Annotated in this window: 27 protein-coding genes and 2 pseudogenes; 12 read left to right on the forward strand and 17 right to left on the reverse strand. The window is 42.5% G+C overall.

Features of this window, described 5'->3' with window-relative positions; all coding sequences use genetic code 11:
- The 3 genes and pseudogenes from B4C48_RS07215 to B4C48_RS07225 form a co-directional block, all read right to left on the reverse strand.
- Positions 1 to 242, reverse strand: a pseudogene (locus tag B4C48_RS07215) (triacylglycerol lipase); the annotation flags it as partial.
- Positions 243 to 430: 188 nt separating this feature from the next.
- Positions 431 to 1,414 (reverse strand): esterase/lipase family protein, encoded by a 984-nt coding sequence (locus tag B4C48_RS07220; protein ID WP_291354996.1) that lies wholly within the window; start codon positions 1,412 to 1,414, stop codon positions 431 to 433.
- An 89-nt stretch (positions 1,415 to 1,503) separates the two neighbouring features.
- The gene (locus B4C48_RS07225) at positions 1,504 to 2,532 is read right to left on the reverse strand and encodes a lipase secretion chaperone (protein WP_291354998.1); all 1,029 of its coding nucleotides are present in this window, start codon (positions 2,530 to 2,532) and stop codon (positions 1,504 to 1,506) included.
- 151 nt (positions 2,533 to 2,683) lie between these two features.
- Here B4C48_RS07225 and truB point away from each other — a divergent pair, with 151 nt between their 5' ends.
- The 3 genes from truB (at position 2,684) to B4C48_RS07240 (ending at position 4,959) form a co-directional block, all read left to right on the forward strand.
- Positions 2,684 to 3,592 (forward strand): tRNA pseudouridine(55) synthase TruB, encoded by a 909-nt coding sequence (gene truB, locus B4C48_RS07230; protein ID WP_291355000.1) that lies wholly within the window; start codon positions 2,684 to 2,686, stop codon positions 3,590 to 3,592.
- Positions 3,593 to 3,608: 16 nt separating this feature from the next.
- Entirely contained in the window at positions 3,609 to 4,376 is a 768-nt protein-coding gene (locus tag B4C48_RS07235) for a sulfite exporter TauE/SafE family protein (protein ID WP_291355002.1), read from the forward strand.
- 115 nt (positions 4,377 to 4,491) lie between these two features.
- Positions 4,492 to 4,959, forward strand: a complete 468-nt coding sequence (locus B4C48_RS07240) for a hemerythrin domain-containing protein (protein ID WP_291355003.1) — start codon at positions 4,492 to 4,494, stop codon at positions 4,957 to 4,959.
- Between the two features lie 67 nt (positions 4,960 to 5,026).
- Here the strand turns inward: B4C48_RS07240 and B4C48_RS07245 are convergent, their stop codons facing one another.
- From B4C48_RS07245 to serA, 3 genes are all read right to left on the reverse strand, one after another.
- Positions 5,027 to 5,893, reverse strand: coding sequence for an EamA family transporter (locus B4C48_RS07245; protein WP_291355005.1), 867 nt, complete (start codon positions 5,891 to 5,893; stop codon positions 5,027 to 5,029).
- 176 nt (positions 5,894 to 6,069) lie between these two features.
- Positions 6,070 to 6,951 (reverse strand): EamA family transporter, encoded by an 882-nt coding sequence (locus B4C48_RS07250; RefSeq protein WP_291355007.1) that lies wholly within the window; start codon positions 6,949 to 6,951, stop codon positions 6,070 to 6,072.
- A gap of 105 nt (positions 6,952 to 7,056) precedes the next feature.
- Positions 7,057 to 8,289 carry a phosphoglycerate dehydrogenase gene (gene serA, locus B4C48_RS07255; RefSeq protein ID WP_291355009.1) on the reverse strand — a complete coding sequence of 411 codons (1,233 nt, stop codon included), beginning with the start codon at positions 8,287 to 8,289 and terminating at the stop codon, positions 7,057 to 7,059.
- 356 nt (positions 8,290 to 8,645) lie between these two features.
- On the opposite strand from serA, the gene B4C48_RS07260 reads away from it, so the two are divergent.
- The 5 genes and pseudogenes from B4C48_RS07260 to B4C48_RS07280 all read left to right on the forward strand — a co-directional run bounded on the left by B4C48_RS07260 (position 8,646) and on the right by B4C48_RS07280 (position 12,889).
- Complete coding sequence (locus tag B4C48_RS07260; RefSeq protein ID WP_291355011.1) at positions 8,646 to 10,055, forward strand: FAD-binding oxidoreductase; 1,410 nt, start codon at positions 8,646 to 8,648, stop codon at positions 10,053 to 10,055.
- Between the two features lie 131 nt (positions 10,056 to 10,186).
- Positions 10,187 to 10,687 (forward strand): hypothetical protein, encoded by a 501-nt coding sequence (locus B4C48_RS07265; RefSeq protein ID WP_291355013.1) that lies wholly within the window; start codon positions 10,187 to 10,189, stop codon positions 10,685 to 10,687.
- Between the two features lie 120 nt (positions 10,688 to 10,807).
- The gene (locus B4C48_RS07270; RefSeq protein ID WP_291355015.1) at positions 10,808 to 11,188 is read left to right on the forward strand and encodes a hypothetical protein; all 381 of its coding nucleotides are present in this window, start codon (positions 10,808 to 10,810) and stop codon (positions 11,186 to 11,188) included.
- Positions 11,189 to 11,281: 93 nt separating this feature from the next.
- Positions 11,282 to 11,413: pseudogene (locus tag B4C48_RS07275) on the forward strand (AbiH family protein); the annotation flags it as partial.
- A gap of 246 nt (positions 11,414 to 11,659) precedes the next feature.
- Complete coding sequence (locus B4C48_RS07280) at positions 11,660 to 12,889, forward strand: MFS transporter (RefSeq protein ID WP_291355017.1); 1,230 nt, start codon at positions 11,660 to 11,662, stop codon at positions 12,887 to 12,889.
- A gap of 229 nt (positions 12,890 to 13,118) precedes the next feature.
- Here the strand turns inward: B4C48_RS07280 and B4C48_RS07285 are convergent, their stop codons facing one another.
- The 5 genes from B4C48_RS07285 to B4C48_RS07305 all read right to left on the reverse strand — a co-directional run bounded on the left by B4C48_RS07285 (position 13,119) and on the right by B4C48_RS07305 (position 18,427).
- Positions 13,119 to 13,424 (reverse strand): DUF3817 domain-containing protein, encoded by a 306-nt coding sequence (locus tag B4C48_RS07285; protein ID WP_291355258.1) that lies wholly within the window; start codon positions 13,422 to 13,424, stop codon positions 13,119 to 13,121.
- Between the two features lie 121 nt (positions 13,425 to 13,545).
- Entirely contained in the window at positions 13,546 to 15,696 is a 2,151-nt protein-coding gene (gene yccS, locus B4C48_RS07290; RefSeq protein ID WP_291355019.1) for a YccS family putative transporter, read from the reverse strand.
- Positions 15,697 to 15,861: 165 nt separating this feature from the next.
- The gene (gene sodC / locus B4C48_RS07295) at positions 15,862 to 16,410 is read right to left on the reverse strand and encodes a superoxide dismutase [Cu-Zn] SodC (protein ID WP_291355021.1); all 549 of its coding nucleotides are present in this window, start codon (positions 16,408 to 16,410) and stop codon (positions 15,862 to 15,864) included.
- Positions 16,411 to 16,525: 115 nt separating this feature from the next.
- On the reverse strand, positions 16,526 to 17,653 hold the full coding sequence (locus B4C48_RS07300) for an AI-2E family transporter (RefSeq protein ID WP_291355023.1): 1,128 nt from the start codon (positions 17,651 to 17,653) through the stop codon (positions 16,526 to 16,528).
- A 129-nt stretch (positions 17,654 to 17,782) separates the two neighbouring features.
- Positions 17,783 to 18,427 carry a ParA family protein gene (locus B4C48_RS07305; protein ID WP_291355025.1) on the reverse strand — a complete coding sequence of 215 codons (645 nt, stop codon included), beginning with the start codon at positions 18,425 to 18,427 and terminating at the stop codon, positions 17,783 to 17,785.
- Between the two features lie 119 nt (positions 18,428 to 18,546).
- Here B4C48_RS07305 and B4C48_RS07310 point away from each other — a divergent pair, with 119 nt between their 5' ends.
- Positions 18,547 to 19,014, forward strand: coding sequence for a Holliday junction resolvase-like protein (locus tag B4C48_RS07310; RefSeq protein WP_291355027.1), 468 nt, complete (start codon positions 18,547 to 18,549; stop codon positions 19,012 to 19,014).
- Positions 19,015 to 19,051: 37 nt separating this feature from the next.
- On the opposite strand, the gene B4C48_RS07315 is transcribed toward B4C48_RS07310, so the two are convergent.
- A complete protein-coding gene (locus B4C48_RS07315) occupies positions 19,052 to 19,672 on the reverse strand; it encodes a class I SAM-dependent methyltransferase (protein ID WP_291355259.1) in 621 nt (206 codons plus the stop codon).
- 173 nt (positions 19,673 to 19,845) lie between these two features.
- Here B4C48_RS07315 and B4C48_RS07320 point away from each other — a divergent pair, with 173 nt between their 5' ends.
- A complete protein-coding gene (locus B4C48_RS07320) occupies positions 19,846 to 20,406 on the forward strand; it encodes a hypothetical protein (RefSeq protein WP_291355029.1) in 561 nt (186 codons plus the stop codon).
- Between the two features lie 37 nt (positions 20,407 to 20,443).
- Positions 20,444 to 20,851 carry a protease inhibitor I42 family protein gene (locus tag B4C48_RS07325; RefSeq protein ID WP_291355031.1) on the forward strand — a complete coding sequence of 136 codons (408 nt, stop codon included), beginning with the start codon at positions 20,444 to 20,446 and terminating at the stop codon, positions 20,849 to 20,851.
- A gap of 142 nt (positions 20,852 to 20,993) precedes the next feature.
- On the opposite strand, the gene B4C48_RS07330 is transcribed toward B4C48_RS07325, so the two are convergent.
- The gene (locus B4C48_RS07330; RefSeq protein WP_291355033.1) at positions 20,994 to 21,326 is read right to left on the reverse strand and encodes a HopJ type III effector protein; all 333 of its coding nucleotides are present in this window, start codon (positions 21,324 to 21,326) and stop codon (positions 20,994 to 20,996) included.
- 153 nt (positions 21,327 to 21,479) lie between these two features.
- On the opposite strand from B4C48_RS07330, the gene crcB reads away from it, so the two are divergent.
- The gene (gene crcB / locus B4C48_RS07335) at positions 21,480 to 21,860 is read left to right on the forward strand and encodes a fluoride efflux transporter CrcB (RefSeq protein WP_291355035.1); all 381 of its coding nucleotides are present in this window, start codon (positions 21,480 to 21,482) and stop codon (positions 21,858 to 21,860) included.
- A gap of 113 nt (positions 21,861 to 21,973) precedes the next feature.
- Here the strand turns inward: crcB and B4C48_RS07340 are convergent, their stop codons facing one another.
- The 4 genes from B4C48_RS07340 to B4C48_RS07355 all read right to left on the reverse strand — a co-directional run bounded on the left by B4C48_RS07340 (position 21,974) and on the right by B4C48_RS07355 (position 25,704).
- Positions 21,974 to 22,222, reverse strand: coding sequence for a type B 50S ribosomal protein L31 (locus tag B4C48_RS07340; RefSeq protein ID WP_291355037.1), 249 nt, complete (start codon positions 22,220 to 22,222; stop codon positions 21,974 to 21,976).
- A 108-nt stretch (positions 22,223 to 22,330) separates the two neighbouring features.
- Positions 22,331 to 23,629: an ABC1 kinase family protein gene (locus B4C48_RS07345; RefSeq protein ID WP_291355039.1), complete on the reverse strand. Its 1,299-nt coding sequence runs from the start codon at positions 23,627 to 23,629 to the stop codon at positions 22,331 to 22,333.
- 222 nt (positions 23,630 to 23,851) lie between these two features.
- Entirely contained in the window at positions 23,852 to 25,207 is a 1,356-nt protein-coding gene (locus B4C48_RS07350) for an MATE family efflux transporter (RefSeq protein ID WP_291355041.1), read from the reverse strand.
- A 35-nt stretch (positions 25,208 to 25,242) separates the two neighbouring features.
- Positions 25,243 to 25,704 (reverse strand): DMT family transporter, encoded by a 462-nt coding sequence (locus B4C48_RS07355; protein ID WP_291355043.1) that lies wholly within the window; start codon positions 25,702 to 25,704, stop codon positions 25,243 to 25,245.
- Between the last annotated feature and the right edge of the window lie 19 nt (positions 25,705 to 25,723).

Genomic DNA, 25,723 nt, shown 5'->3' on the forward strand with positions numbered 1-25,723 from the left:
GTTGCCCAGACATTTGCACCATTTCGGGCTAAGTCGGGCAAAATTTGATACCAGTAATCCAGCCCAAACTGGTCTGTACCTACAGTAATGAAACCGGCCATACCGTGAGAAAAAACAATTGGATATTTGGTTTTTGCATAAGTTGAGAGCACTTTTGCGGTCACTTGCGAAGTGTTGGATGCCTGAGCGCTACTAAGGGTCAAAGCCGTCATTAAACCTGCAATTAATAATCCATATTTCATAGAGAGTCCTCATTTTTTTTGTTTTGTACATACTTTTATTTTTAAATTATCGCTGTGGTCATAAAGATCATTCAGCAGCCAGAATTTAAAAAAGACCGGTTTTAATCAAGGTGGTTACATTGATTTAACCGAAGTCGTGAGACTAAAAACTCATCAGTAAAAGTATGCTCTGATGAGTTAAAAATAATTTATAAGCCCTGAATTTTTAAGCGATTGGCGTGTTGTCTAAACAGGGCAACCGGATCAGGGGCGAACATTCCTTTTAAACCAAACATCATGTTGGCTAGATCAGTATGGTTAAGATTGTAATCATCACGAATGACGAGACCAATATGTGAACTACAGCGCGCGACCATACCATCATTGTCTTTATTGCCATAAGACAATGGCCCGAGTTGCATCAGAATGCTGTCAATGTCTAGAAGGTTGGTGGTTTGTGCAGTTCCACCCCAAGAATAGTAATAAATGCCTTTATCCACTTTGGCACCGCTCTTGTTACAGTCAGAAGCTAAAGCAGTGGTCGGGAAGCGTTTATTAAAGTTTGCAGATTCCACTTCGGTTAGCGACTTCATCGAAGCATCAAAGTTCACGGGAATGTCGGGATTGGCCTGAGCCCAGGTCATCAGTGGCCCAATGATGTATTGTCCTAAAATATTGAACGCAGTACGGCTAAGCGTGTTGTTTTGAATATCATCTGCCACTTTAGAACCCCGATAGGTTCCGCCCACGCCAGTTATGGATGCCACATACTGCGGTTTTACTGCCGCAACGTATTGTACGGTGGGGCCGCCATGACTGTGACCAATCAGGTTGACTTTATTCTTACCCGTAATCGCGAGCACTTCTTCTACTTGAGCAATCAGTTGTTCGCCCCGGAACTCGGTGGTATTGGCAGGGGAGAGCTGTGCGGCAAAAACAGTTGAACCATTGCGTGCCATATCCGGCAAAATTTGATACCAATAATCAATATTGAAACTTTCATCGCCGATGCGCGACCAGCCTAACCAACCATGGGTCATGACAATCGGATACCTGGTTTTGGCATAATCGGATTTGACCGTTTCGTTAATTTGCAAAATTCCTTTTGCTGCTTGTGTTTCAGCTGTAACACCCAGCACCAGGCTGGTCATTAAAGTAAGCATGAGCGCTTTTTTACTTTTTAAAGTTTTCATCAACTTCTTCCTTAAATACTTTTGTTTTTATTCATATAAGTACATCAATAAGTTGATTAATCTAATCTCCTTATTGGACTACATTGCGATTAATCGCCATATGGTAATTTTCCTCCCTGATCATGGATGGTTTCAAAAGTCCCTACTCGTAGTTGTTCTTCTGGTCGATTAAAGTGCTGAGTACGTAATTTTTGCACGGCTTGTTGTTTGGCCTCATCACTCATGCCGCTTTTGATGATGCTGTCCCGTTCGCCCAGATACTGATCGACCTTGTCTTTCCAGTCATTACGTTGCCCATCTAAGGCTTCTAGACGTTGAGTAGCCTCAGGACCAACCAGGTTCATGCGCATCTGATGAATATCTTCCGCTGAACCCCCACGTGCCTTAATATCCGCCGTGAGTTTACGCAAGTCTTCCAGTTTGTTGAGTTGTTCGAGGTTTTCTTTCCAGTCTTCAGGTAATTGATTAAAAAGATCTTTTAGTTTTTGTGCTTTTTGTGCTTCGGTTAAATTCTTGTCTGCCAGCACGGTCATACGATTCAGTGTGTATTCATGGTAGGTATCTTCCGTACCAAATAAGCCTTCAATTTCATAGTCAGAAAAAAACTGTTTACGCAAATTTTTCATATTGGCGAAAATGCTTTGATAATATTTAGGATCTTCCTTGTCGATATTGGGTACTTGCAAATCGCCCAGTTTTTCCCGGTAATTGATATAACGATTCCACAAATCAATAATTTGTCCTAAAGCGGGTTGTTTATAGTTTTGCTGTATATAGGCTTTGAAATCATGTTTGATTTGCTTCAGATCTTTTTCGCCATATGCGGTAATGAAATATTCAAAACAGTTGCGTGTCTGTTCATTGACAATTAAACGGTTGGCATTGTCCAGACGCAATTGACAGTTTACTTCTGTGTCTTGCTGGCTATGACCGACGAAAGCCCGGCTCTGATCTGTAGTGGCAGGTAGAGGAGAAGTTAAGGCATTATTTACATCAACTTTTTGAACAGCCTCTGTGTTTTCTGCAGTGGACTGGGAAGGGGCGAGCCAAAATAGCAGCACAGCCAGGCACGCTATAATAACCGCTAAAATAATCCATAACTTATGATGTTTTTGCATTTCCTATGCAACCTTCTTTTATTTTGTTTTTTATGGTCCTAAAAAGTGAAAACAATGTGCCATAAAAAAAATTAATAAAGCGTAGAAGAGTTGTAAATAATGATAAGCGGTTGCTAACATAGCAGCCGTTTGAACTTGTTTGATTTTCACTATGAAAAAGACTTCACCTAAAATTCAGCGCCGTCATATCAGCGGCGTATTTTTACTGAATAAGCCTTTGGGTATCAGTTCAAATGCAGCCTTACAAAGAGTACGCTGGTTATATCGTGCACAAAAGGCCGGGCATACGGGAGCCTTGGATCCATTGGCTTCAGGTTTATTGCCTATTTGTTTGGGTGAGGCGACCAAATTTTCCCATTATTTACTCGATTCGACCAAGCGTTACCAGACCACCATTTTTCTGGGACATAGCACCACAACCGGAGATGTAGAAGGTGAAGTGTTATTAGAACAAGCTGCACCTGCATTGACCGAAGAACAGATCAAACAGGTTCTGGACAAGTTTGTTGGTGATATTCAGCAAGTACCGCCGATGTATTCAGCGCTGAAAAAAGAAGGGCGTCCTCTGTATGAATTGGCACGCAAAGGGATAGAAATTGAACGGGAAGCACGTCCGATTCATATTTATGCCATTGAATTACTCTCTTTTACTGAAAATAGTATTAGCCTGGATGTGACCTGTTCTAAAGGCACGTACATTCGGGTATTGGGCGAAGATATTGCCCAGGCCTTGGGGACATTTGGTCATCTCACTTATTTGCACCGGATTAAAACCGGTCATTTTGACCTGATTCCTGAATACACCATCGAGTATTTGGAAAGTCTGACTGAACAGCAGCGTGAAGCTTTGTTATTGCCTGCTTATGCACCTGTGGATCATTTTCCTAAAGTTCAGGCGCCTGAAGGACGTGCCGAATACTTTAGCCGTGGTATGGAAAGCAATATTGAGCATGCAGCTGAGGCTCAGGTGCTGGTGTTCGATGGTGAAAAATGCTTAGGTCTGGCTGAAATTACCGACCGTAAGCGTCTGGTTCCGAAACGCGTATTAAATCTCGAGTAATTGTTGAAGTAGATCTATGGAAATTGAAATTATCTTAAGCCTTCTGTTTTTTGCATTTTTTGCCGGTGCGATTGATGCAGCAGTAGGAGGTGGCGGATTGATTCAAATTCCGGCCTTAATGAATACTTTTCCGCATATGAACACCGCAACGCTGTTCGGTACCAATAAAATGGCATCCATTTGTGGTACTGCCTCAGCGGCATGGTCGTATTTACGCCGTGTCAAACTTGCCTGGAAGTTACTGGCAGTGATTGGTGTCTCTGCCTTTATCAGTTCTTTTGCAGGGGCTGCCTGTGTCAGCATGATTCCTAAAGAAGTACTGCGTCCGTTTGTGCTGGTGATGCTGATTGTGATTGCGATCTATACCTTTATGAAAAAGCAGTTCGGTCAAGTGCATTTTCAGCAAAGTATTACGAGAAAAACCTTAATACTGGCCGGAATTGGCGGTTTGATCATTGGTTTTTATGATGGAGTTTTTGGTCCGGGAACCGGCAGCTTTTTTATTTTCTATTTTATTCGTTATTTAAAAGTCGATTTTCTCCATGCCTCTGCCTTATCTAAAATCGGCAATTTTATGACCAATTTTGCCGCCTTAAGTTTCTTTATTCCAACCGGGCATGTGCTGTTCAGTTTAGGTTTGATGATGGCGGTGGCCAATGTGGCTGGTTCAATCATCGGCGTGCGTGCGGCCTTAAAATATGGCAGCGGTTTTATCCGTATTCTGTTTTTAGTTTTGGTCAGTATACTGATTGTTCGTTTGGCTTATCAGACATTTTTTCCGTAAATCATTCTCAATATTAAAATTTTTTATACAAATTCTCCTTATAAAAGTTCCTGAATATTTGCCAATTTCATTTTATGATGGATCAAAGGCATGATAAAAACAGGAGAAGAATTACATGATCACCATTTTTGAAGCATTAAGGGAAAGTCATGAAATCCAGCGTGATCTGGCAGAAAAATTACTGCAAACTTCTGGGGATTCACCAGAACGTCATGAATTATTCAAACAACTAAAAAATGAATTATTCGCACATGAAACGGCCGAAGACCGTTATTTTTATATTCCGCTTATGATGACCGATTCTGGACTGAATATTACCCGGCATGCCTTGGCCGAACATCATGAAATGGATGAGATGATTGAAGAGCTGAGTGAAACCGATTTCAGCAATCCCGGCTGGATCGCACTAGCCAAGAAGCTTTCTGAAAAGGTGCATCATCATCTGAAAGAAGAAGAGCACGGCTTTTTTCAGCAGGCCGGAAAAATTTTGGGAGAAGAACAGAAAACGGCTTTAGCGGTGCAGTACAAGAATGAATATCAGCGTTATAAAGAGATGAAAAAAGATATGCTGGTAAAAAGCTAATATTTAAATTCAAAATTGCAGGATAAAAAAGATGGCATCAGCGCCATCTTTTTTGAAATTTGCTATTTCAGGACTCGACTTTTTGGCGGGACCTGAATGTCACCCCAACCGATGCCAGCATGACACACAGCAGGGCAATCCACTGTAACAACCCTATTTTTTCTCCCAACAAAAGTAGTCCCGTGAGAGCAGCCAGGGCAGGAGAAAGACTGGATAATGTGCCATAACTCAGCTTGCTTAAAGACTTAAGTGCTTGCAGATCGAGCGCATAAGGAATAGCGGTTGCCAGAACTGCAATTGCCAGGGCTTTGCCCCAATACTGGGTTTCAAATAATGCCGGTGCATCATGATATAGGCCAATAGGTAACAAGCTTAAAGCAGATAAACTGATGGCAATGGTTAAAGCATGCATGCCAATATTTTGCTGCACCACTTTTTGCCCAAAATAAATATAAAATGCCCAGCACAGCCCCGCCGCTAAGGCGCATGCAGCACCGATCAGCGAAAATTGTTCACTTCGAGCCTGTCCCCAAGGGACCATCAGGGCAATGCCTAAAATAGCGAGTCCAACCCAGAGATAATCACTACGGCGCTGAATAGACAATAACGCCAAGCCCAAAGGTCCGATAAATTCCAACCCGACCGCAATGCCTTGCGGCAATTTCCCCAAAGACATATAGAACAGGATATTCATGAATCCAAGTGCTGCGCTATAGCACAACAAGTCACGCCATTTTAAAAAGGACAGACGTTTTAAAATGTGCCATGAACGAAACATGATGCAGACAATGACGGAGGCAAAAACCAACCGCAGAATCGTGACAGTGAGGGGATCGAGAACCATGAACAGCTGTTTGGCAAACGATGCACTGATTTGATAGGAAATCATGGACAGAACCATGAAGACTACGGCAAGAAGTTGAGAGTTTGGCATGAGGCACGCAGTTGGATGGTTCGTCAAATAGACCATGTTTCAGGTGCGCACAGTATAGCGGCTAAAGGTGATTTTTTGAGTTTTTACTGGGGGAAATTTTAAATTCAAAACTTTAAATTTAACAAACTAGTGAGGCATCATGGTTTGATGGATTTGAATTTAAATTAGCCGGTTTTTCATTTGTCTACGGTTTTGTGCTTGGCTTTTTGCGTAGTATAAGTACAACCAATCGAGGCAGTAATAATAGTCGCAAGCGCAAGCCATTGATTCCATAATAACTGCTCGCCTAAAAATATAAATCCTGATAACGCTGCAATTGCCGGTTCTACGCTCATTAAAGTACCGAAACTCAGCGCCGTTAAATTGCGCAGTGCAATCATTTCCAGAGTAAAAGGCAGGGCACTGGCCAGCACCGCCAAGGCAAAAAAATAAACCAGGTTTGCAGGTTCAAAAACGTTGGCTGACATGCCGGAAAACAGGGCAATCGGCATTAAACACAGCATGCCGATAAACATACCCAAGCACACCGTATGATTACCTGAAATACCGGAAGGTTTTTGTCCGGCCACGATATACAGTGCCCAGCAAGCGCCTGCACCTAATGCAAAAGCAATCCCGATCAAATCAAGGCTTTGGGAAATCTGGTCAAACGGGAACAATAAAATGAGACCAAGAATAGCCAGTCCAACCCAGATAAAATCGAATTTTTGCCGTGCATAATACAGCGCCACGCTGAGCGGACCAATAAATTCAAAAGAAACAGCAATACCCAGCGGCAGGCGATTAATCGACAGGTAAAACAGGGCATTCATACCAGCGAGCGCGATCCCATAGCTGATAATGGCTTTCCATTTCACCTGTCTAAAATTGATTTGCCAGATTTTAAAAATAAGCGCCAGGATTACCGCGCCAATGAGCATACGCATGGCTGCAACGCTCAGAATGGGAAACTGACCGAACAGGATTTTGGCAAGCGAGCCACTGCTCTGCACGCTGATCATTGCAATCAGCAATAACAGCAGTGCCTGAACATGGGGGATGTTTTTAAAATTTAACATGCACTAAATTTGTTTCGATTTCTCGAATAGCGGGAGATCAGCAATAAAAGCTGTAAAAATAAAAAACCACAGCACGAATGCTGTGGTTTAAGGTTCTAAATTAAATTAGAACAATACGCGAACGCGGATTGTACCTTCAACGTCTTGAAGTGTATCAAGCGCTTCTTTAGAGGCAGTTGCGTCAACGTCCATTACCAGATAACCCACATCACCTTTAGTCATGAGTGACTGACCAGAAATGTTGATGCCGTGTTCAGCAAACAGGTTGTTGATTTTAGAAAGCACGCCAGGAATATTTTTGTGAATGTGCAGTAAACGGTGTTTACCTTCAGTCAACGGCAACGCAATTTCCGGGAAGTTCACTGCAGATAAAGTCATACCTTTATCTGAGTAAGCAACAAATTTCTCTGCCACTTCCAAACCGATGTTTGCTTGCGCTTCCATGGTTGAACCACCCACGTGAGGAGTCAAAATTACGTTGTCCAGGCCACGAAGTGGAGAAACGAATTCTTCACCGTTGGCTTTAGGTTCTTTAGGGAATACGTCAACTGCAGCACCAGCAATGTGACCAGATTTAATTGCATCAGCAAGGTCTTCAATGATCACACAAGTACCACGTGCAGCATTAATGAAGATAGAACCTTCTTTCATTTGAGCAAATTGATCTTTACCAAAGAAGTTACGCGTAGATGGAACATCTGGAACATGTAGAGATACAACGTCTGCATTGGCCAGTAACTCGCCCATAGTACCCACTTGACGTGCGTTACCCATAGGAAGTTTAGTGACTGCATCATAATAAATGACATGCATACCCATACTTTCAGCAAGAACTGAAAGTTGAGAACCGATTGAGCCGTAACCCACGATACCTAAAGTTTTACCACGAGTTTCAAACGAACCTACTGCAGATTTGTTCCAGCCACCACGGTGAGTAGAAGCAGATTTAGCAGGTACGCCACGAAGCAGTAAAATTGCTTCAGCAAGTACTAGTTCAGCCACTGAACGGGTATTTGAATATGGTGCGTTAAATACTGGAATACCACGACGCATTGCTGCATCAAGATTTACCTGGTTGGTACCGATACAAAAACAGCCAACAGCGATAAGCTTGTTGGCTGCTTCGAATACTTCTTCAGTTAACTGAGTACGTGAACGAATACCGATGAAGTGGGCATCTCTTACCGCTTCTTTCAACGCTTCACCCTCAAGCGCAGTTTTACGGTAGTCAATGTTGGTATATCCAGCAGCATTTAAAGTGTCGATTGCGTTTTGATGAACGCCTTCTAACAACAAGAAACGAATTTTATCTTTAGGCAGTGAAAGATGTTGGCTCATTACGGCTCCGCTACAAAGGCCAAATTTAGTCGCGGTATGATAACATACGAGAACGGTCTATATACATTTCCTTTATGACACAGAGGATAGGTATTTTTGCCATACATATGCCGGTGACTACAGATTTTGGTCTAACTAAAGCTGTAATTTTTAAGGCTAGATTGTCAAAATGCTTATTTCTGCAAGGTTTCAGTGGAAAATGTCTTATAATGCGGCGTAGTGGAATCAATCACAGCCATGCTGTCGATTTTATGTTCACACCCGGTCCAAGACATCATTTTATTATGAATCCTTTTACAAATTAATGATCTATAGACCATCCACCACTTGTATATTTCTTGTTAGGTCTGCAAACGATGAATGCTCCAGTCGCTTTAACACCTGAGTTATTAACCCAATTGACAGCCATTGTCGGTGAAAACCGCATTAAGACAGATGCGGATAGCCTGCAAAACTGGGGTCGAGACCATACTAAACATTTCGATCCAAACCCGTCGGTCATCGTTTTTCCATCTAGCACAGAACAAGTGCAACAGATTGTGAAACTTGCCAACCAGTTTAATGTGGCAATTACTCCATCAGGTGGTCGTACCGGTTTATCTGCGGGTGCTGTAGCAGCCAACGGTGAAATTGTGGTGAGCATGGAGAAGATGAACCAGATTCTGGAATTCTTCCCGGCAGACCGTATGGTGCGTGTAGAAGCGGGTGTGGTGACTGAACAGTTGCAGAACTACGCGGAAGAACAGGGTATGTATTACCCGGTGGATTTTGCATCTTCAGGTTCTTCACAAATTGGCGGCAACATTGGTACCAATGCCGGCGGTATTAAAGTGATTAAATACGGCATGACCCGTAACTGGGTGCTGGGTCTGACTGTTGTGACAGGTAAAGGTGACATCCTTCGTCTGAACAAGGGCATGATCAAGAATGCGACCGGTTATGCACTGCAACACTTGTTCATTGGTGGTGAAGGCACTTTAGGTCTGGTGACTGAAGCGGAAATCAAGCTTGAGCGTCAACCGCATGACCTGCAAGTGATGGTGTTAGGCGTACCAGATTTTGATGCGATTATGCCGGTACTGCATGCATTCCAGAACAAAATTGATTTAACTGCATTTGAATTCTTTGGTGAATTGGCAATGCAGAAAGTGCTGGACAATGGTCACGTACAACGTCCATTTGAAACGGCTTGTCCTTTCTATGTATTGCTTGAGTTTGAAGCGCCGTTTGAGCCGATTATGGATGCGGCGATGGAAATCTTCGAGCATTGCATGGAACAGGGTTGGGTGCTGGATGGTGTCATGAGCCAAAGCTTGGAACAGGTACACAGCTTATGGCGTTTACGTGAAGATATTTCTGAATCGATCGCGCCGTTCACGCCGTACAAAAATGACATTTCAGTGTTAATTACTCACGTTCCTGCATTTATTAAAGAAATTGATGCCATTGTTGCTGAAAATTATCCTGACTTTGAAATTTGCTGGTTCGGTCATATTGGTGACGGTAACTTGCACTTGAATATCTTGAAACCTGCTGACTTAAGTAAAGATGAATTCTTTGCCAAATGTCAGGTGGTAAACAAATACGTGTTCGATACTGTGAAAAAATATGACGGTTCGATTTCTGCGGAACACGGTGTCGGTATGACCAAAAAGCCATATCTTGAATACTCGCGTACTGCCGAAGAAATTGAATACATGAAAGCTTTGAAACAGGTATTCGATCCAAACGGTATTATGAACCCGGGCAAATTGTTCGATTTATAATCCCTGATCGAATTTAATGCTAGAAAGGCACATTGAAAAATGTGCCTTTTTTATGATTTTAAAAAATTAATAATAAATTCAAAATATTGTATGATTGATAAAAAATAATCACATATTTTTAGGAGGGGTTTATGAGTTTACAACAATGTCCAGATTGTTTAAAAGAATATAGTTTAAGAGCACCTTCTTGTATTCATTGCGGCGCACCGAACGAGCATTTTCAAGCGGTTGCACAGCCTGTTTCAGAAAAAGACGATGATAATTCGGTATTGGGATGGATTCTTGCCATTATTGTTGGGGTGGGTACGGTTCTCGCGATGGTACCGGATTTGCGCGTTGAAGTTTTGAGGATGTTTGATCCCGATGCTGATGTGGTCACTGAAAATGAAATGCGTTCATGCGATTCAAAAGGGGCACAAAATCAGATGAAATCGGCTTTTGATCAAAGCCAATATGCTATGACTCTGAATTTAAAAGCGGTCACACTTCAAAGCACAACTTTAGAAACCGAATCAGGTAATGTATTGACCTGCCAAGCAGAAATGATGCTGAATAATAGTGAAACGGTACATTATATTTTTAACTTTACCGAGCAAGGTGATCAATACTTAATTAATGGTCGTCCATCGTAAATAAATTAAAACCTAGGATCTAAAGCTGTTTGATCGGTGACTACATAACTGTTATCGAGTATGAAAAAAAGGCATGGCATCATAGGTGCAATGTCTTTTTTTTATGGGGGAGATTTCCCAATGTTACGTTTACTCTCTACCTCTATAATTTGTCTGGGCTTAATGACCACGGGTTGTGCTACGACCAAGAAATTGGCGTCTAAAGTGAATATTGGTTCATCAGATACGCCTTTGCAACAAGTGTTGAAAGAAAGACCTGATTTGCGTAAGGGTTCGGCAACGGTTGAAATTCGTCAATTTTTTAATAGTGTAGAGTCGCCGACTGCGGCACAGGTGAAAGTGACTGAAACAGGTTTAAAGGATGATTCAATTCGTTCAATGCGTACAGTTTATAGTTTTAAGTTAGTAGATGGTGACTGGAAGAAGGTAGATACAGAGAAGTCGTATCAATGCATGCGCAGCAAAAACACCAAGGCTTTTCAGAAAGCGAAATGTTCTTAATAAATCTTTGATTTATGATTGAAAGTTAGGCTGTTTTGCTGCATAAAAAGCGTATCGATTGATGCGCTTTTTTGCGTTTGGGGAATAACAAGAATGAATATTTTAATTGTCGGAAATGGATTTGATTTGTCACACTATTTGCCGACTAAGTATGATCATTTTATAGATGCTATGAAGCAAATAGAAAGATGGAACATTGAAAAAGGCTGTATGGGCTTTAAAGACAAGAAAAACGGTCTCTGCTAAAATATACCTACTCAAACAAGTAGGTATTTTTGTTTGAGCCAGATATATCTCACGAAACACTTTTATCTTCTTAGACAGCTTGTGAATACGTTGTTCTAACGCACTTATAACCAAGTGCATTTTCCCGAAATTTAATTTTAATTCTCAATGCTTGTCATTAGGCTGACGCTTCTCCCCCTAAAAATAGCGCGTAGCTCTACAAGCGTTAAATATATGTAGAAAAAAATGCAAAAAGTTAAAACTGCCACCTTAAACCGTGCCACGCTGATGTTTCCATTGGCATTGGTGCTGTTTGAATTTTCCGTCTATATTGGCAACGACTTGGTTCAACCTGCCATGCTCGCCATTACCAAAGACTTTGGCGTCAGTAGTTCATGGGCACCATCTTCCATGTCGTTTTATCTGCTCGGCGGGGCATGTGTGGCCTGGTTACTCGGACCATTATCCGACCGACTGGGACGAAAAAAAGTTCTGCTCGCAGGGGTATTGTTCTTTGTACTGTGCTGCTTGCTAATTTTACTGACGAAAAATATTGAAAGCTTTCTAGCACTACGCTTTTTACAAGGGATTGGCCTCACAGTCATTTCCGCTGTCGGTTATGCTGCCATTCAGGAAACCTTTGAAGAACGTGACGCGATTAAAGTCATGGCGCTGATGGCCAATATTTCACTGCTTGCGCCATTACTCGGCCCTGTGGTGGGGGCATTTATGATTGATCATGTGTCATGGCATTGGGGCTTTATCGGCATCGCATTTTTAGCTTTTTTAAGCTGGTTTGGGCTTAAAGCCAAAATGCCGGATACAAAGGTGAGCATTCCAAAACAGCCGCTCAGTTATATTTTGGATGACTTTAAACAGGTCTATAAAAACAAACGTTTTTTAGCCATGACTTTAGCCTTACCAATGGTCAGTATGCCATTGATGCTATGGATTGCACTTTCGCCAGTGATATTGGTGGAAGAGTTGGGTTTTAGCAGCATGCAATATGGCCTGGCACAATTTCCGGTCTTGGGTGGATTAATTCTCGGTAATATCGTGCTGATTAAAATTATCGACAAACTGGCGTTGGGAAAATCGGTACTGATTGGCTTGCCGATTATGCTGCTCGGAACCTTGATTTTACTGGCTGGGATGATCTGGCAGGATTATCTGATCTGGTGCTTAATCGCAGGCATGACCTTAATCAGCTTTGGTGAAGGCATCAGTTTTTCAGTGCTGTACCGCTTTGCATTGATGTCATCGGAAGTTTCCAAAGGAACGGTTGCAGCTGCGGTTTCGATGCTGTTGATGTTCAGCTTCTTTATTATTATTGAACTGGTTCGGATGATGTATGAGCAATACCATCTTTGGGCCTATGCGCTAGCCTGTTTTATTTTAATTGCGCTGTGGTTTAGTTTCCCTCGTGCAATGTTGAAAGAAATTTTAAAAGAACGTAAACAGAGTGGGGCATTTTAGGAAAAACTCCTTCTCCCTGTGGAAGATGAGGAATATTCCGCAAGGCGAGAGGTTAATCATAATTTTAACTCTCCCTTGCGCAGCAGTGCTGCTCATCTCCTGAAAGGAGGGGCATATACCGCTTTGAAATAAGCATTTTCTTCTTGTAGAAGATGAAACATATTTCGCAAAGGATGAATGGGGTATCCTTATTATTCCTTAAAAAGGAAATAGCTCTTAAATAAAAAAATTATGCCTTTGATTCAGCGATCGGCTGTTCAAAGCGCTTTAATTTGCGATCAAAAACAAAAGTGCCAAACGGTAAAATGGATGCGATTAAACCCAAAATAAACATGTAAATCGACCATTTCTGTTTTTCGCACACAGTAAATAAAACAATTAAAAATAGAATAAACAGTGCGCCGTGCCCCATACCGACATATTTCACTAAAATTGGATTATCCAACATATATTTCATCGGCATCGCGATAAAAAGAAGCAACAGAAAGGAAATACCTTCCAAAAGACCAATAACACGTAAAGTTTGGATATTCATGGTCATGTTTAAATCAATGAGAATGAACCCTGAGTGTACTTAATATTGCTGCAATGGTGAATCAAAATTTGATGTATTTATAAAATATATCAATTACTTATAACCAAGCATTTAGCTCGGATTATTTTATTTCCTGTGTCCATAATTCGGTTCTTAACTTTAACAGTTCAGGCAGCGTTTCAAGTAATAAGCTAATCTGTTTCAGCACCAGTAATAAATTTTCAGACAGGTTTTCTTGCCCACTCATCTGCTTAATTTGATTGAGCTTGTCTTGAATTTTGTCTGTATTTAAAGGTTGTTGCTGTAACAGTACTGCAAATAACGTGTCTTTACACCACAACATTAAATCCAGTACTTGTGCATCCTGAACCTGTTCACGGTGACTCCCCAAAGCCGAAACATAACTGAGCTGACTGTGGCTATACACCAGATAGCGAAAGGCAGAATGAATTAATGCCTGATTGGGATTCGGTTCGGTACTGAGACTGGAAATCATGCTGGACAGTTCGATTTGTGCATTGTGGGCGGTACGACGCGCACGACGGTAATCCAGACTGTTGTTTTTTCCGAATTGGTACTGCTTCACCACTGCCTCGAAATACTCCAAAGTCGCTTGATTGCTCTTTTTGATGGTGCTGGAAATATTGCGGAAGTTCCAGTCGGGCCAGATAAAGCTGACCGCAAACCAGGCAATCAGACAGCCTAAAAGGGTATCGACAATCCGCGGTAAAATGATGGCATAACCGGCACCTTTTAAGTTGAAAATCAGCAGCACCATTAAGGTGGCCATTAGCGTCGCCATGGCATATTTTTTGGAACGCAGATAGAAAAAATACACGCCACAAATAATGGTTAGAACCAGTTGGCCTTCAATACTGGGCACAAAATACAATAGTGGAATACCGAGTAGTACCCCTAAAACCGTGCCTAAAGTCCGCATTTTCAAACGGCTTTTGGTGGCGAAATAACTGATCTGGCAGACAAATAAACTGGTGAGTAAAATCCAGTAGCCATTTTTGGCAAAAGGCAATAAGGAGATGGCATAACCCACGGTAAAAACAAAGGCAATCCGAACTGCATGCCGGAATAGCGCTGAATTTGGGGTGAGATGTTGTTTCAGCTTGAGCCATAAATCGGGAAGATCATGAATATCATCATCCAGTAAATTTAGATTTTCCTGATGTTGTAAATAATTCTGACGATAATTGTTTTGCTCATGACTTAAATTTAAAAACTGTTCCTGAATTTTTTTCAAATTACGCAAAATCAGCAGCAGGTTTTTTACTTCTAAATTCTGTGGATTTTCAGCTATCCATAAATTAATCGAGTTTTCTAAATTGGCGATGGCAATATCGGTGTCTGGATTCGATTGATAGTACTGATGACTAAGAATATCCTGCGCCAGTTTCTGGCAGGACAGGGCATGCAGTTTTACATTTTTCTGAATTCGGAAAATCAGATCGGTACGGCTAAAGTTTTGATGAATATTTTCGTAATGCAGATAGTTTGATGTGGCTTGTTCATGAATGTCTTGCGCCAGAAAATACAGATTGAGCCAGTAAATGGTGTTTTTATTGGCACGCGAAGCTTTTAACCGGGTCAGTAAGGATGCCTTGGTGGTATTCAGGCTTTGCACCACTTCACTGTTTTTCAAGGAAAGCTCATACAGCAGCGGCTCAATATTGTCGATATTATCCGGATCAAACAGACGGGCTTTAGCCAACAGTAACTCAGCAATGGCATCGAAATTGGCAGCCAAATTGTCTTGTACAGCCTGTGTGGGTTTGAGCAAATAAAAGATAATTGAGGTCAGGCCATACCACAGCGCACCCAGCACAAAATAGCTCGGCTGCTGATACCATTGGCTATATTCCCCCAGTCCAAACATGGTGTAAATGGACAGTAAAATAGTGCCAAAAGAAATGGTGGCGTAACGCTGTCCCAGTGCGCCCATTAAAATAAAAGCAGCACTAGAGAGGGACAAATACAGAATAAAAAGCAGTTTATAAGGATAAAGAAATTCAAGAATACTGCTGACGCCAAAAAACAGAATACAGACATAGACCAGATTACGCAGGCGAATACTTAAGCGGTCATCAAAGTCGGTCAAGGCAGTGGCAATAGCACCCAGCGTCACCGGAACAATTAAGGTCTCATAACCTAAAAATAATAAACCCAAGGTGGTTCCAGTCAGAACAATGAAAATTTGCAAGCAGTAGATCAGAATGGAATTGGATTTAAAGCGTTGAATGAAGTCTTTCAGGCTATTCACGATTTTTCTAAAGATCAATTATTGTGGCTACAGCGTGAGCTTTTTTAGCTGTGCTGTCAATTTAACCTCGTTAGCATGGAGTAATTTAATCTTTTATTTTTAAGCTTATACCAAAAAAAGCAGGCAACATGCCTGCTTTTGTAGTCTATGGTTTTTGTGGGCAAGTTATTGAATCACACCACAGGCAATCCGGTCTCCGCCACCACCTAAAGGTTTGGGCTGATCGGCATAGTTATCGCCACCCGCATGGATCATAATCGCCAGGCCTTGAACATCAGCCAGTTTTAAACGTGGCGCAACCAGATGTTCTTGGGATTTACCGGAGGCATCCACCGTAATAAGGGGTAAATCACCCATATGACCAGTGAGAGGCGTACCGTGATGCGGTGCCTGATTTGGGTTGAAATGTCCGCCAGCCGCAAGAGCTGCACTCACTTTGCCATCTTTTTCAGCTGGGCCACAGAAACCTTTTTCATGAATATGGAAACCATGAGGGCCAGGTGGCAGATCATGTAAATTGGTATTAATAACCAGCCCAGACGGGCTATCCAGTAATTCGACTGTTCCGACCTTATTACCGATACCTTGTGCGGTTACGGCATTAACCGTTACACGGTGACCTGTATGTTCCTCTATGGGCATGGGGCCTGTACAACCGGCCAAAAATATTGCACCCAGTGTTGCCATTGCACTTTGTTTGAATAGTGTTTTCATAACCAGAAGCATCCTGATGTTCTTATAATTGGCACCATTGAAACAAAGTAATCCATACAAGACCATGTGATTTAAGTATTGGAATGTATAGGTTTCTTAACTTAAGCTTGCCAACTTAATCAGGATGATGGGTTTCATTATCAAGATCATGGGCGAGCGTGGCTTTGGGCATCATCAAACCTTCTGTTTCATTGTTTTCATGCAGCCATTCACGCCAAATTGCCAGTAATACGGCCAAAATGACCGGACCTATAAATAATCCCACCATACCAAAGCTGGCCAGACCACCCAGTACCCCAAACATAATCAGCAGGAAGGGAATCTGGGTAGCGCCGGAAATCACCAATGGACGAATCACGTTATCTGCGGTGCTGACAATACACACGCCCCATACCATAACCCCAATCGCCTCAACGGTTTGTCCCTGAGAAAATAACCACAGCGAAACAGAAGTATAGGCAACCGGAGGTCCAAAAGGAACCAGTGCCAACAGGAAGGTGATAATGGTCAGTACCATTGGATTAGGCACACCGGCCACAAAATAGCTGATGCCTGCCAGAAACGATTGGGCAATGGCGGTCAGTCCTACACCATAGACCACGGCACGTGTGGTTTCAGAAATGGTCTCTAAATAATGATGAATACGCGGACCAATCACCATTTCCAGGGCTTTGCTGACCTGATTTAAAATGGTGTGACCATCACGGTAGAAGAAAAATAGCGACATCATGGCAAAGCAGAGCTTGATCATGTTTCTACTGACTTCGTTCAGTACTGCTTTACCATAATTTAAATGACCCTGAACCCATACAGACACTGACTGAACAATACTATTCGGGTCCTGATTAATTTCTCTTAAGGTACGTGAAATTTCTTTGCCAATAAAAGGCAGCTGTCGAACAAAGTCAGGCACATTCAGATGACCGGAAAAAACCTGTTTCTGTAATTCGTAATACAGATTTCGCCCTTCATGCTGCAACATGAAAATTGCAAAAATAATCGGTAAGCCCAGAACTAAAACCACAGAAAGAATCATCACTGTGGCACTCAGGGTAGGACGCTGTCCACACATGCGTAATACTGACTGATACAGCGGCCAGGTGACATAGGCAATAATTGCCGCCCAAACCACAGGTACAATAAAATATTTGAGCACATGAAAACTCAAATACATCAGGACAAAAAACAGTCCAAATAATAAAACCTTTTGTAATGTGGGCGCGTAATGTTGCACTGAATTCACTGACTATTCCTAAGTTCGGAGTTCATCTTAACCGAAAAAAAAGCTCCCGAGAACGAGAGCTGGTAAGTTGTGATGAATATTTATTGCACGTTTCTATACTCAAGCTTTCATGGTATCAATTGAATGCAATTAAAACCAGGCACTCGGATCATCAACAACCGCATTTAACAGTGGTTGCCATTGTTCTTGCATGGCCAAATAATTTTTTTGGGTTTTATCAAAAATACTGAGTCCATGCATGGCCAGCTGGGCATAGGCCGTTCGCTCGGAAATCCAGGCCACCGGTTGCTGTTCAATTTTCTGGAAAAAATCCTGTATATCTTTGGAACTGGCACTATTGGCTTTCATTCGATTAGCGAGCAGTAAAATCTGTACTTTCCCTTTGCGGATACGCTTAATCTCTTTTAAATGTTTCAGAAAACGGCGGGTACTTTCAATATCGAAGAAAGATGGCTGCAATGGAGTAATAATGGCATGGGCTTTACCAATCAACTGTTCGGCATGTTCGCCGGACAGCGCACCAGGGGCATCTACAATCAGATATTCGATATTTTTAGGCACATCACCAATCGATTTTTCCTGACGCCAGTCCAGACTTTGAATAGGTGCAGCATCTTCCGGGCGCTGTTTAAGCCACTGCAAGGCAGATTTCTGGTTATCGGCATCGGCAAGTGCCACTTTATAGCCTTTTTGTGCCAAAGCGGCAGCCAGATTAATTGCGGTAATAGTTTTCCCGCACCCCCCTTTTTGATTGGCAATTAAGATAGTTTTCATGACCCTGACGATTTTATTCTGCTCGGTCCTAGCATATCATTGTTTGAGATGCTGAATATGACTCGGGACAAAAGTCTTAAGCTATATGGGGCGGTAATTTTTGTGATTAGGGAATAATAATGTCCATTTGGATGGCAATGCTGATTGGCGCGTGTTTTGGCGTGGTGCTTACTACCATGATTTTGAGCAATACCCGTAATGGACGAGTCAAGGCAGAGTATGAACAGTACATTGCTGAATTGGAACTGGAACACCAACAGGCTTTGGCACAAGCACAAAAACGCAGTGTCAATACCAGTCGTGCGGTGCTCAAAGGCAAGATGGCAGAGCAGCTGGCACCGATTATGCCGCAGTTTCAGTACTTGCCCAGCGATGCAAAATTTCTGGGTGATCCGGTCGATTATGTGGTTTTCGATGGCTATACCGACTTGCGCGATGGTGAAGGAAGCCCGGAAGATATCGAGGTGGTGCTGATTGATATTAAAAGTGGCGGCGCACGTCTGACCAAGGGGCAACAGGCGATTGCCCAGGCCATACGGGAAGGGCGGGTACGTTTTGAAACGGTACGCATCGATTTTGATGATTAAAACGGCGATGTGTATGCAACGCCGTTAAATTCAGAATTTACTGTTTTTGCACACGGGCAAATAACATGCGCTGTGCAATTTTAGGAATACCCGCTGCATCCAGATAATGTTTTTCTTTAAAGCTGAAATGTGCATCCAGCAAAGCCTGTTCAATATTGCGATTCAGATGACAGCCATCTGCAAGGCGTTTTTGAACGGGTGTCAGCAGGTTTTGCAGATGTTGCAGTGTCGGGCGGTCAGATAGCACATGCTCGACCAAATGCAAGGTTCCGCCAGGCTTGAGTACGCGATGTAATTCTGCCAAGGCCTGACTTAGATGTTCAATACTGCACAGTGTCCAAGTACTGACGATATTGTCGATACTGTGATCTGCAAAAGGCAGCTTTTCTGCGCTGGCCTGAACATGCTGTACATGAATGGCACTTTCGTGCACGCGTTTAATCGCCAGCTGATAAATATCGGCATTGGGTTCCAGTGAGTAAAGCGTATCGACATTTTGATAAAAAGGCAGATTCACCCCGGTACCAAAACCAATTTCCAGCACTTCACCTGTAATAGGTAAGAGTATTTCGCGACGCAGATCCATAAGGCTAGGAGTTTGCATCACTTGATTGAGCAAATGCGGAAAAATGTGTTGCTGGTAAAATTTATAAATCATTGTCACTTAATTTTTCTTGCTTTATATCCCCTTAGTTTAACCAATATTCTGTTTAGTCCATAAGACAAAAAAGTGACTGAATATATCTATACTGTTACTAAGTCCATATAGTTATTTAAGCTTACTCATTTAAAATTAGTATAGAAATCAAGAAATTTGTTAGGGGCAGAAAAATGATTAGACCAGTATTATTCAGTACTTTGCTTGCAGCCAGTATGATGCAAATGAGTGCGAGTGCCTCTGTCGATCATAATATTGCAAAAGGTCTGGCGCCGGTATCTAAAGAACAGTCAATTAGAAAGCTGCAATCCTTTAAAGGCGATTTTCGTATTTTAGGTTCGAAAATTTATACCAGCGATGAGCAGGCCAAGTTCTCACCGATTGATTATGCCGTGAGTTGGGGATTGTTTGCCGAGCCTGAAATTGCACGACATATAACGGTGAACCAGTATGACCGCTATTTAAACTGGAAGATCGATCGCCTGCCGGTGCCTGTCGATCAAGCCATGCAGATGGTGTCGAATATGCACATCATTCCTGCCAATCCTCAAATTGCCAAACAGATTAAACATGTCAAACGTGGTGATCTGGTTCGTCTAAAAGGCGAGCTGGTAGAAATTAAAGACAAGAATCTGGTCTGGACGTCATCTTTAACTCCGACCGATACTGGTGATGGCGCGTGTGAATTATTCCGTGTCAGTTCCATTGAATGGATTGAACGAGTCAAAGGTTAATTCTCTGTTTAAAACAAGATAGGCAAAGAGCCAGTTCATGAAAATTTTAATGGCATGTTTGACTGCACTATTGGGCGTATCAGTGGTTGGTTGTAGCAGTATCAGTCCAACGGTAGATGGCAAAACCCATGTTTATTCGCTGAAGCAGCAATGTCCGACTTTGCTGGAAATGAATGTGGGACAAACGCTAGAACTTAGCTTGCCAGAGAATCCGACCACGGGTTATATCTGGCAAGTGGCCCAGCCGCAGCACATCTTAAAAGTTGAGGAAATTTATCAGCAAGATCAGGTGAAAAGTTCGCAGCCAATGGTGGGTGCAGGTGGACAAAAACTATTTAGATTTACTGCGCTACAACCGGGTGAAGAATGGATTCACGTGAAACATAGCCGTGCCTGGGAACAAAATCCGATTGATGAATGGCGTTGTCGGGTTAGGGTTTCTTGATTTAATTTTTTTAGATTTCTTTGGGAAAAGGAGGACTTATTGATTTTCTAAATCCCTCCCGACCTCCCTTTTTTAAAGGGAGGAGTAAAAAGCCCGTTTTATTAAAGCGGGCTTTTTATATTCTAAGATATATATAAGTAACTTATTTCGCTGTTAATGCCTGACCGTCAAACTGAATGCCATCCCAGCCATTTTGCATAAACTGGCGAATGTTTTGGTGATCTGTGGCTTCAGGGCTCGCCAATACCGCTGCATAATGTTCAGCAAACAGGCTTAAGGTCTGCGCCTGGTCCAGGCCATTGAGTTTGGCAAAAGAAAATACTTTAGCACTGCCTTGGTTTTCAGTCGCAGCATTGGCTTGTTTGCCATTTTGAAAAGCTGTTGCGGTGTGGTTATAGCGTGCATCAATGTATGTAATCACGTCTGCAAATTTGATTTCACCTGCTTGAAGCTGTGCCAATAAATCCTGAGCCATAATTTCCTCAATTCATAGAAAAAAGTTTAAAAACACCGCGACTATAACAATTTTTACCGCACTATTTCATTACTATTTCAGCTCATTTGTACGGTATAGTGCATGAAGTATTTATACAATTTTGATCTTTGATTCGATAAAAATGGAACAGATATGAATTGGCTACTGGTAGCTTTAGGGGGAGCGGTTGGTGCAAGTTTGCGTTATGGTGCAGGGGTGTTGTTATTTAAGCCAAGCAGTGGATTTCCGTGGACCACATGGTGGGTGAACCTCTGTGGCTGCCTGCTTGCCGGTATTTTCTTTGCCTATAGCCAGAAATTTCCAGTTTTGCAAAATGAAGCACGCCTGTTCTTGATGGTGGGCATTTTAGGTGGCTTTACCACTTTTTCCAGTTTTGGTCTGGAAACTTTTCAATTGCTCAAGCATGGTCAAATTGTACTGGCTTTAGGCTATGTCATTTCCAGTGTGATTGCAGGGGTGATGGTTTTAGCATGGGGTTTTTATCTGTTTCAATGGTTATTACACACCCGATAGCAGCTAGTTACTTTTAAAAAGAATATAAAAAGAAGCCCAAGCTGGAGGAGAGTGCTTGGGCTTTTCAAGTCTTAAGATTAGCGTTGAAATCTTAAAACAATATGAAGTTACTGTTAGCGTTTGAAACGCGCGAAACGTTTATTGAAACTTGCTACACGGCCTTCATTGCTGGTTTGACGCTGCTCACCGGTATAAAACGGATGAGAGGCACTGGAAATATCCAGAGTCACATAAGGATAAGTCTGGCCTTCATATTCACGTGTTTGGGTAGGCTTTAAAGTACTACCAATAATAAAATAGACATCAGCATTGGTGTCGTGGAACAGCACTTGTTGATAGTCTGGGTGGATATCTGGACGCATACCTTTCTCCATTGTATATTTTAACTATTTAGAAATGTTATAACATAACAAATAAATATTCAAATAAAACCCGGTGACAATTTGTTAACCGGGTTTTTCATTGGTTCATTAGACGCGAGGCGGTACCAGCTCTTCAAATACATCACTCAGATTATCATTCACTTTTAAATGAATTAAATTCCAGTAATGTCCAGAAACCGTGCGGTTGACCATCAAGGTATCAGGAGAGGGCTTAAACACATCCCAGTATTTTAACGACGGTTTGAGCAGCTCAATCCCATCATGATGGGCAGAGTTTTCGGCAAAATCGTAATGCGTGGTGAGAGGGCGCATCAACACTTCCAGCCACTGACGATACAGCTCTTCCGGGAACTTGCCTTGTGTGGTAAGAGAATGAAGATCATCCAGCTTCTGTTCCATTTCGGCAATATTACCTTCACGGGCAGCATTAATCAGGGTCTTGAAATTGGAGACAATTTCAATCGACAGTGTTTTGACACCGCCGTAATCGTAAATAATGACAGTACCATCTTCACGGAAGGCAAAATTGCCCGGATGCGGGTCACAGTGGAACCGTTTCAGATAGAAAATTTCCTGACCAATAGCACGGAATAAACGGCGTCCCAGTTCATTGCGAGTGTCTTGAGACCAGGTGTTGGCAGTTTCGATGCTTTCGCCCTGTTCCAGGCTTAAGGTTAAAATATGACGCGAAGAATAATCTTTATAAACCTGCGGGATAATAATCTTGCTGTCTAAAGTCTCATGGAAGGTACGTGCCACTTCCAGATTTTGTGCTTCGATCTGGTAATTCAGTTCGTTATCCAAACTTTCCTGAATTTCCTTAAATAAACGATCCTGCAATTTCCGGTCAATTTTCAGCACACCCATTAAACGCAAGGCCAGACGAACCTGTTTCAGGTCACTTTCGCAGGCTTCATCTACGCCCGGATATTGTACCTTGACCACCACCTGCTGACCGTTCGGCAAGATGGCTTTATGCACCTGACCAATCGAGGCTGCGGCAAAAGGCTGTTCATCAAAACTTCTAAAGATTTTCAGGAGGGGTTTACCCAATTCTTTTTCAACTTGCGCTTTGATTTCAGCAAAAGGCATCGCAGGGGCCTGACGCTGTAACTTGCTAATGGCACGGGCCACCTCTGGCGGAAAGATATCTTTATATTGTGAAGCAATTTGCCCCACTTTCATGACCGCACCTTTCATTTCGCCCAAGGTATCCGCAATCTGAAGACCTATATCCTGAAAAAGTTTACTGCGCGAGGCATTTTTTTGTTCTTCATCGGCATTAAAATTTTTAATCGAGTTTGACACGGTTTTAGTTGCAATGCTCGCCGTCATACCGGCAAGTTTCATAAAGCGACGACCGGGGGTCCTAGCCGTTTTTGCCATGCGATATTCCTCAGGATCATCATAGATAGGTTTTAATGATCATAGGCGTTAAACTGGATATTGCCTACTTTAAATTGTTAAAAGCTGCATTTTTACACTGAAATCATCACACTTAGAAGATTTTTAAGTAGATAAATTTCTGAATTATTTATTATTATTTTTATATTTGTTTTGTGGTAATCCCATTCCTTTTCATGGGAAAAGGAATGAGTCTATGACATTTTAATGGGTTTTCAGTCGATGGTTGATTCTATATAAACGGGTTAATAACAAGACACAGGCTACGGTTAAACCGACAATCAAACCGACCCAAACCCCAGCGGCCTGCATTTCGGTAAAGCGTGCCAAATAAACCCCAACCGGAAAGGCTACGACCCAGTAGGCAATCATGGTAATCCACATTGGACCTTTGGTGTCTTGCATACCGCGCAGGCAACCTGCGGCGCTGACTTGCCAGGCATCCATCAGCTGATAAGCCATGGCAAACAGCAGCAGATATAGCGCGACCTGAGTGACCTCATAGTCCGAGGTGTAAATCGCCACAATTTCTGGTCGGAAAAACCAGATTAGTGCCATGGTGGCGAAGGCAAAAACAGTGCCGGTGGCCAAACCTAAATATTGCACCTTATGCATCGCCTGCCAGTTTTTTTCCCCATAATACGTGCCCACCCGAATCGTTAGCGCAATCGCCAAAGACATCGGAATCATAAAGAGCTGCGAGGTCACGGACATGGCAATCTGGTGGGCGGCCACCAGGGTTTCGCCCAAAGGACTGAGCACAATGGCTGCAGTACTGAACAGGCTGACCTCAAAAAAGATAGCCAGGCCAATCGGAAGACCGAGTTTTAAAATGCGTTTAATCCATTCGGGATTAATTTTTTCAAATGCGGCAAAGGGCTGGGTTTTTTTATAGGCCGAGCCTTTAAATACATAGCTTGCCAGTGCAATGAACATCAGCCATTGCAGAATAGCGGTGGCAAAACCACAGCCGGCACTGCCCAGTTGAGGGATTGGACCCCAGCCATACATGAAAATAAAGTTAAGCGGAACCAGAACAATTAATGCCCCAAGGCTAATCGCGGTCACGGGACGTGGATGACCCAGTGCTTCTGAATAGCCACGCAGCGCTGCATACATGGTCACGGCAGGCATACCCAGGCCAATGGCATGCAGAAACAAACTGGCTTTAGGCAGCAAGACTTCTGGAACACCTAAAATAGGCAGGAGGAATGGCATGATCTGTAAAATTAGCGCAGCGATGATACCGAGAATCAGGGCGATCCACAGGGATTGCTGTGCAATGGTAGCAATTTTTTCCGGCGTACGTGCACCGTTGGCTTCGGCAACCAGTGGCGTGGTGGCAATCATGATGCCACTAAAAAGCAGCATGACAGGAATCCACAGACCTACCCCGACAGCAATTGCGGCCAGATCAACCGGCGAAAGATGTCCGGCCATAATGGTGTCAATCAGTCCCAAACCGGCCTGGGAAAATTGAGTGACCAAAATTGGAATCATCAAATGAAAGAGTTGTTTTAATTCATAACGGGTCGTTGTAACCGACGATACATGAGACACAAAAATTACTCATCATGTGCTTAGAATAATGAGGGTTAGCGTTGTAAAGTGAGAAGCACACCAATAAAAATCACTACGCCACCTAACAGGCGTTGCCAGTTAATGGGTGTTTTTTCTGTGCCTAGTAAACCAAAATGATCCAAAATCATTGAAGTGATGAGTTGACCAAAAATAATCAAACCGGACAGCGTTAAAAAACCGAGTTTGGGAGCAGCATAAATACTGAGACTAATCGCATACACGCCCAGAAATCCACCCAACCATAAATACCATGGAAGTTGCACAAGTGTAGCAAAACCTGGTTTTTCTACCGGCTGAAAAAACACCAATATGGCAAGCAGTATTGTACCAACCAAAAAAGATAAAAGGGCAGACTGTAAGGGTGAATTTAAATATTCTCTTAACTGGCTATTAAGGGCAGTTTGGATAGTGAGCGCGATACCAATCCCCAGTGTCAAAGGGATAAACAACAATAACTGAGCAGATATTTTCATCATTCTAACAAATTAATTCTTC

It is taken from the genome of Acinetobacter sp. UBA3106 (assembly GCA_002365595.1).
In the GTDB taxonomy this organism is placed as follows: Bacteria; Pseudomonadota; Gammaproteobacteria; order Pseudomonadales; family Moraxellaceae; genus Acinetobacter.

Coding starts and splice junctions, on each gene's coding strand:
- B4C48_RS07270 (WP_291355015.1), top strand. CDS start 10,808: ATGTTACGTTTACTCTCTACCTCTATAATTTGTCTGGGCTTAATGACC.
- crcB (WP_291355035.1), top strand. CDS start 21,480: ATGAATTGGCTACTGGTAGCTTTAGGGGGAGCGGTTGGTGCAAGTTTG.
- B4C48_RS07265 (WP_291355013.1), top strand. CDS start 10,187: ATGAGTTTACAACAATGTCCAGATTGTTTAAAAGAATATAGTTTAAGA.
- B4C48_RS07345 (WP_291355039.1), bottom strand. CDS start 23,629: ATGGCAAAAACGGCTAGGACCCCCGGTCGTCGCTTTATGAAACTTGCC.
- serA (WP_291355009.1), bottom strand. CDS start 8,289: ATGAGCCAACATCTTTCACTGCCTAAAGATAAAATTCGTTTCTTGTTG.
- B4C48_RS07325 (WP_291355031.1), top strand. CDS start 20,444: ATGAAAATTTTAATGGCATGTTTGACTGCACTATTGGGCGTATCAGTG.
- B4C48_RS07240 (WP_291355003.1), top strand. CDS start 4,492: ATGATCACCATTTTTGAAGCATTAAGGGAAAGTCATGAAATCCAGCGT.
- B4C48_RS07225 (WP_291354998.1), bottom strand. CDS start 2,532: ATGCAAAAACATCATAAGTTATGGATTATTTTAGCGGTTATTATAGCG.
- B4C48_RS07315 (WP_291355259.1), bottom strand. CDS start 19,672: ATGATTTATAAATTTTACCAGCAACACATTTTTCCGCATTTGCTCAAT.
- B4C48_RS07285 (WP_291355258.1), bottom strand. CDS start 13,424: ATGAATATCCAAACTTTACGTGTTATTGGTCTTTTGGAAGGTATTTCC.
- B4C48_RS07355 (WP_291355043.1), bottom strand. CDS start 25,704: ATGATGAAAATATCTGCTCAGTTATTGTTGTTTATCCCTTTGACACTG.
- B4C48_RS07340 (WP_291355037.1), bottom strand. CDS start 22,222: ATGCGTCCAGATATCCACCCAGACTATCAACAAGTGCTGTTCCACGAC.
- B4C48_RS07250 (WP_291355007.1), bottom strand. CDS start 6,951: ATGTTAAATTTTAAAAACATCCCCCATGTTCAGGCACTGCTGTTATTG.
- sodC (WP_291355021.1), bottom strand. CDS start 16,410: ATGAAAACACTATTCAAACAAAGTGCAATGGCAACACTGGGTGCAATA.
- B4C48_RS07320 (WP_291355029.1), top strand. CDS start 19,846: ATGATTAGACCAGTATTATTCAGTACTTTGCTTGCAGCCAGTATGATG.
- B4C48_RS07220 (WP_291354996.1), bottom strand. CDS start 1,414: ATGAAAACTTTAAAAAGTAAAAAAGCGCTCATGCTTACTTTAATGACC.
- truB (WP_291355000.1), top strand. CDS start 2,684: ATGAAAAAGACTTCACCTAAAATTCAGCGCCGTCATATCAGCGGCGTA.
- B4C48_RS07280 (WP_291355017.1), top strand. CDS start 11,660: ATGCAAAAAGTTAAAACTGCCACCTTAAACCGTGCCACGCTGATGTTT.
- B4C48_RS07235 (WP_291355002.1), top strand. CDS start 3,609: ATGGAAATTGAAATTATCTTAAGCCTTCTGTTTTTTGCATTTTTTGCC.
- B4C48_RS07330 (WP_291355033.1), bottom strand. CDS start 21,326: ATGGCTCAGGATTTATTGGCACAGCTTCAAGCAGGTGAAATCAAATTT.
- B4C48_RS07245 (WP_291355005.1), bottom strand. CDS start 5,893: ATGCCAAACTCTCAACTTCTTGCCGTAGTCTTCATGGTTCTGTCCATG.
- B4C48_RS07260 (WP_291355011.1), top strand. CDS start 8,646: ATGAATGCTCCAGTCGCTTTAACACCTGAGTTATTAACCCAATTGACA.
- B4C48_RS07305 (WP_291355025.1), bottom strand. CDS start 18,427: ATGAAAACTATCTTAATTGCCAATCAAAAAGGGGGGTGCGGGAAAACT.
- B4C48_RS07310 (WP_291355027.1), top strand. CDS start 18,547: ATGTCCATTTGGATGGCAATGCTGATTGGCGCGTGTTTTGGCGTGGTG.